The sequence below is a fragment of the Streptomyces odonnellii genome (genome assembly GCF_000981895.1).
Classification (GTDB): Bacteria; Actinomycetota; Actinomycetes; order Streptomycetales; family Streptomycetaceae; genus Streptomyces; species Streptomyces odonnellii.
The window spans coordinates 1-5,713 of the sequence record NZ_LATD01000576.1 but is presented as its reverse complement, the minus strand read 5'-3'; the positions used below and the strand labels follow the sequence as shown (position 1 = coordinate 5,713).

Annotated in this window: 3 protein-coding genes and 1 pseudogene; 2 read left to right on the top strand and 2 right to left on the bottom strand. The window is 69.3% G+C overall.

What is annotated here, in order from left to right; translation table 11 throughout:
• Positions 1-222 (top strand): annotated as a pseudogene (locus WH07_RS38510) (TetR family transcriptional regulator); the annotation flags it as partial.
• Between the two features lie 85 nt (positions 223-307).
• Positions 308-1,627: a chymotrypsin family serine protease gene (locus WH07_RS35250; protein WP_046509232.1), complete on the top strand. Its 1,320-nt coding sequence runs from the start codon at positions 308-310 to the stop codon at positions 1,625-1,627.
• Here the strand turns inward: WH07_RS35250 and WH07_RS40120 are convergent.
• Together WH07_RS40120 and WH07_RS35245 are read right to left on the bottom strand one after the other, a co-directional pair.
• The gene (locus WH07_RS40120; protein ID WP_157877495.1) at positions 1,514-2,245 is read right to left on the bottom strand and encodes a hypothetical protein; all 732 of its coding nucleotides are present in this window, start codon (positions 2,243-2,245) and stop codon (positions 1,514-1,516) included. The two genes, WH07_RS35250 and WH07_RS40120, sit on opposite strands and share 114 nt — an antisense overlap.
• A gap of 212 nt (positions 2,246-2,457) precedes the next feature.
• A complete protein-coding gene (locus tag WH07_RS35245) occupies positions 2,458-4,926 on the bottom strand; it encodes a lamin tail domain-containing protein (protein ID WP_079023819.1) in 2,469 nt (822 codons plus the stop codon).
• Between the last annotated feature and the right edge of the window lie 787 nt (positions 4,927-5,713).

The window sequence follows — 5,713 nt, the reverse complement described above, 5'->3', positions numbered from 1 at the left end:
CCCCCGCACCGCACACCCCCCACCCCCGAGCAGCTCTCCGCGATCCGCGTCATCGAACACACCTGGCACGCGACGCTGATCACCTGGCTGTCGGGCCGCGCCTCGATGGCCCAAGTCAAAACGGACATCCAGACAGCCTGCCGCCTGATCAGCCACGCGGGGCCGCAGCGGAACGACGCGACGTGCCGGCCCGGGAGTGCTGTGACCGCACGGCACCATTGACGTTTCTGTGGCACCCGACCGATGCTGATGCGCGCGAAACATGAACGTCGACTGAAGAAACGTTACATCTCGAAGGAGAACAAACGTGCCATTCACCTCGACAATACAGCGGCTCAGACTCGGTGGCTGGGCCGTCGGCTGCGCGGCACTGGCGTTACTCGCCTCGGCGGTGCCCGCGACGGCGGAGCCCGCGGAGCAGAAAGCCCCCGCGTCGAAGAGGCTGCTGCTCGACGCGACACCCAACGCGGACGTCATCGGAGGCACGCCGGCCGGACAAGAGGCGCGATTTGCCGTCCAGGAGCGGTTGAACGAAGCCGCCGACCGGATCCAGGCGGTCACCGACTCGCTCGGCGATTCCGGCTTTGCCGGTGACCGGATCGACACAGCCGCCAATACCGTCACCCTCTACTGGCACGGAGACCTTCCGCAACAAGTCTCCAAGGCCGTCGAGCGGATCGAGCGCTCCGGAATCACCGTTGAGACCCGCAAGGCGAAGTACACCCTGAAGCAACTCCTCAACGAGAGCGACCGCTTGGCCGCTCTGGGCTCCGTCAACGGTGCGACGATCACCTCCGTCGGGCCCCGCTCCGATGGAAACGGCATCGAGGTCGCGGTCGACACCGACAGCGAACTGACCAGCCGCTCCCGGGCCGGCCTCGATGCCGCCCTCACCGAGAGTGTGGACCTGGACATCACCTACGGCGTGGCCCCCCGCCAGGCCAGCCGGCTCGCGGACACGACCCCTTACTGGGGTGGCGCGTATGCCGAGATGTACAACGGCTCCGGGACCTTCCAGGGCTCCTGCACCACCGGGTTCGGCGTCGCGGGCAACAACGGCGCCGCCCGCTACATTCTCACGGCCGCGCACTGCGGCGGCACCACGTGGCGCACGGGCACCGGCAACACCATCGGCACCGTGCTGTCCGGGAAGGACCCCGGCCGCGACGCCGAACTCGTCCTCGGTGACATCGGCGGTTCCGTCTACGAGGGTCCGTCCATCGCGGACGGCGACACGAACTCCGGCCGTTCCGTCACCAGCGGCTCCAGCAGCCGTGTCGGCGACACGATCTGTCAGGGCGGCGCGTACTCCGGCAGCATCTGCGGCTACGACATCGTCGCCGTCAACCAGACCGTCAACATCGGCGGCTTCGGCACTGTGACCAACATGGTCCGCGTCGAAGCCTTCAACAGGGCCTCCGGAATCGGCAACGGCGACAGCGGCGGCCCTGTCTACACCATTTCCAGCTCCGGTGCGGGTGTGGCACGCGGCGTCATAAGCGCCTACGACGGCTCACAGATAATCGACTGCCCCGGCGTCCCCAACGGCAACGGCCGGGACTGCTCCTGGCGTTGGTGGTATCCGGACGTCACTGTGGCCGCCGGTAATCTCGGCGTCCACTTCTGACACGCCGGCCCGGCTCCCGGCCCGCTCCAGGCCCTGGGCCGACGGTGTGAAACGCTCCCCGGGGCCCGCGACAGCGGTCCCGCGCTCCACCACGACGCGGCTGTCGTAGTGTTTCGACAGCCGCGTCGCTTCCGCCTCCGTACCCGCTCGCGTCGTCATTCCGACCCCTGAGCCATCGCTCAGCGGTCCGCCCCCGGTGATGACGATGTCCCGCTCCCGCCAGTACTCGGTGTCCGCGAGGATCTCCCGGACGAGGGCCAGCATGGTCTTCTCGGACAAGGCCGCGTCCTTGAACACCAGCTTCACTCCGGACACCCGGGAGCGAACGGCCGCGTCCAAGTCGCTTCCCGGCTTCCGGTAAACGGTCATCACGCCGCCCCGGTGATCGAGCACGGTACTCGCGTACCAGTCCTCGTAACGGGAACGGACAATCCCGTCCACCTCGTCCGCCGCCACCGAGAGAGTCGGGTCGTCGCTCACCGCGGAGGGCGGCGCCGATGGTACTGCCGACTTCGGGTCGCTTTGCGACGTGCCGCCGGAGGCAGTGCCGCATCCGACCATCACAGCGCCCATGACGCCCACCCCGGTCAGCCACCTCACGACATACCAGCGCTTCACACGCGCCTCCCTGAGACTCGGCGTTCGTATGTACGACGTAATACCCCGCCGCCCGCATCCTCGTTCATCGCAGACGAAATGAACCCCGACAAACCTGACTCCGGATGATCGCACGCGTTGCAGCGGAGACCGGGCATGACTGTGGCGTGTACGCGGTCCCGGGAGGGAGCCGCGTACACGCCACGTCTGTCAGGAAATGCCCTCAGGGGCGCTTACTTGAAGCGGACCACCTGCGGGTCGTGGTCGCTCGCCTGGTCGGCGAACTCCGCGTTGATGTGGACCACGTCGTACTCGGGGTTCTTGATGCCCTTGCTGACCAGGATGTGGTCCAGGGTCTGCGAGTTGCCGTCGTAGACGTAGCTGTAACGCTCGTTCTTCGGGAGCGTGTTGATCAGGTCCTTGAGGACCTTGCCCGTCAGGACGTCCAGCGGCGCCGAGAACTGGTAGTCGTTGATGTCACCCAGGACCACGACCTTGGCGTTCTTGTCCTTGTCGACCAGGTCGGAGACAAAGGCGTTTACCTCACGGGCCTGGGCCAGGCGCTGGGTCTCGGAGCTGAGGACCGGAGGCTGGAAGCGGCCGTGGACCGGCTGGTCCCCGCCCTTCGAGTTGAAGTGGTTGCCGATCACGAAGACCTGCGAACCGCGGAACCAGAACTCGCCGACCAGCGGCTTGCGGCTGCTGCGCCAGGCGTCCGAGCCCGGGTTGATCCGGCCCGGGGAGACGGACAGCGTGACGTCCTGGTCCTTCCGGTCGCCGGAGGTGACGACCTCGACGCCGGTCGTGGCGTCGCCGCCCGGGCGGTCCACGAAGGTGACACGCAGCGGGTTGTAGAGGAAGGAGGTACGGATGTTGCCGCCCGGCTCACCGCCGTCGGTGCCGTCCTGCGGGTCGATCGAGCGCCACTCGTACGCCGGGCCGCCCGCCGCCTTGATGGCCTGGATGAACTTGGCGAGGGTCTGGTCGGCCGCGACCGTACCGTCGTTCTTCGCGCCGTTGTTGTCCTGGATCTCCTCCAGGCTCACGATGTCGGGCGAGGCGAGGTTCTTGACGATGCCCTGGGCCAGCCGGTCGAACTTCTCCTGCGGGTCCGTCGGGTCGAGGTTCTCGACGTTGTACGTGCCGACCGACAGCTCGTCGGCGTCGCCCTTCTCCGCGACCTCCGGCTCGATGCCGCCCTTGGTGACCGCGCCGAGAGCGGTCGCCTGGATGCTGTAGCCGCCGTACGTGCCGTAGTCGACCGGACCGGTCGCGCCCTTGAGGGTGTCGCCCACATTGGCCGCCGGCTTGTCGGCGGTCAGCGCGGTGACCAGCAGGCGGCCCGGGTTCGGGTCGTCGTAGTCGGTGTAGATCACACCGCCGCGCGGGGTCGGGTTCTTGGTGGGGTGAGTGGTGATCCAGGTCTCGCCGTACGAGTTGGAGGCACCCACCACCCGGCTGTCGCCGACCTGGATGACCATGCCCTCACGGCTCTCCAGCCAGTCCATGGCGTACACCGAGGGCTGGAGGGTCAGCGAGTCGATGCTCTCGCTGCCGGCGCTCGGGGCGTACTCCCTGGGCAGCGTCTTGGAGCTGACCAGCTCGACCGAGGGCACCGCGTTGCCGGAGGACAGCACGACCGTGGTCGGGCCGCTCAGCTCGGTGAGGGACTGCGCGCCGGAGGAGGCGCCGCCCGGGTAGTACTCGGCGACCTTCGCGGAGACCAGCACCGAGTCGCCGACTTTGACCTGCGGGGTGGTCGAGCCGGTGAAGACGAAGACGCCCTCGCTGGTGACCGGGTCGTTGTCCGGGCTGGGGTCCTGGATCCAGAAGCCGCGCGAGGAGCCGGTGGAGCGTACGCCGGTGACCACACCGGGGACATTGGTGACGGCCTCGCCGTTGTGCGGGGAGATCCGGGTGTTGCCCTGGATGTCGTGGATCCGCAGCGGGCCCGGGGTCGGGTCGGGCGTCGGCTCCGAGGTGCTGGGGCTCGGCGACGGCGACGGGTCACCGGGGTCGCCCGGGTCGCCAGGACCGCTGCCACCGCCCGCGGCGTTGCGCGGCGTGGGCGCGCCGGCCGTCAGGTCGGCGCCGTTGTTGTCGGTGTCGGCGAGGGCCGCGTTGCGGGAGACCGAGGCGGTGTTGCTCGCGCCGGGGACCGGCGAGGTCTCGCGGACCGCCGCGGTGCCGAAGCCCACCAGGTCCTTGATGCTGCCGTCGGCCGCGCAGTCGGCGGCGTTGAGGCAGGTCAGCGGGGTGGTGGAGTGGACGAGCGCGACCGTGCCGGTGGTCGCGGACATCGCGATGGAGCCGCTCGCGTCGGGGGTGGGCAGCGCGGTGTCGCCGCCGGTGCCCTTGCTCTCCTCCACGAGGTAGCTGCCGCCCGCCGGGATGACGCCGGACAGCGGGGTGGCCTGCCACTTGGAGCTGGCGGTCGGCGCACCGGGCAGGTACTGGACGGACCAGCCGGTGAGGTCGAAGGACCCGCTGCCGGCGTTGCCCAGCTCGATGAAGTCATTGGTGAGGGAGGCGCCGGAGTTACCGCCGCCGCCGTAGACCTCGGAGATCACGGCGTCGGCCGACGGGGCCGCCTGCGCGGTGAACGGGAGCGCGATAAGCGTTCCGACGAGGCCGACGGGAAGCGCCAGGGCGATGCGACGGGCGCGCCGACCGCGCAGGGCCGGGGGTATGGACTGGGGCACGATGGGCTCTTTCTGCTACGGGTTATGTCGGGTGCAAGCTCGCGCGGGGGGTGCTGTCAAAGCCATGACGGTATGGCGGAAATGATGTGAAGGAGTGGTACGAGAAGTCAGAAAGCCGGCTCAAGATACGCGCGTAGACACACTGCCAACAAGAGGGGCCACGCCGCAACGGGCAAGTGTTTCCCGACTGTTCGCCGGAATTAACCCGCCCGTCGGACGACATGGCGCGCTGGTTACGGAGATGTCGGATTCGCCCGGCGGTTCGGGTCGGGGGGTACGGGATGCGCCAGCCCGTACCCCCGGCAATCCCGGCGGTCCTGGCAGTCCCGGCGTCCTGGCGGTCCTGGCGCCCGAGCGTCGTACGCGGCCGATAGAGTGGACGGGTCGTCATCATGCCCGTACGGGGGAAAGCCGGTGCGAAACCGGCGCTGACCCGCAACCGTGAGCCGCCTCCGCCCGGTGGCGCAGCCGGAACGCCCCGTACGCGGTCGTGACCGGCTCGTGCCACCGGCAACCGCCGGTGGCCGGCATCGTCGAGGATTACGGAGCCGGAGTCCGGTGCCCAGTGCCACGACCGGCAGGGGTGAACGGCCCGCCACGGCGCGGGCCGACCCCGCCGGAAAGGGCGGTGGTGTGCCCGCGCCGGCTCCCGCAGGAGGGGCACGTCATGACCACCGTTCGCCGCTGTGCGGCGGCGCTCGCCGTATCCGCCCTGCTCGGCGTGGCCTTCGCGCCGGTCGCGGTGGCGGGAGGCGATGTCCCCGTCCCCCCGGCCCCTTCTCCGGCC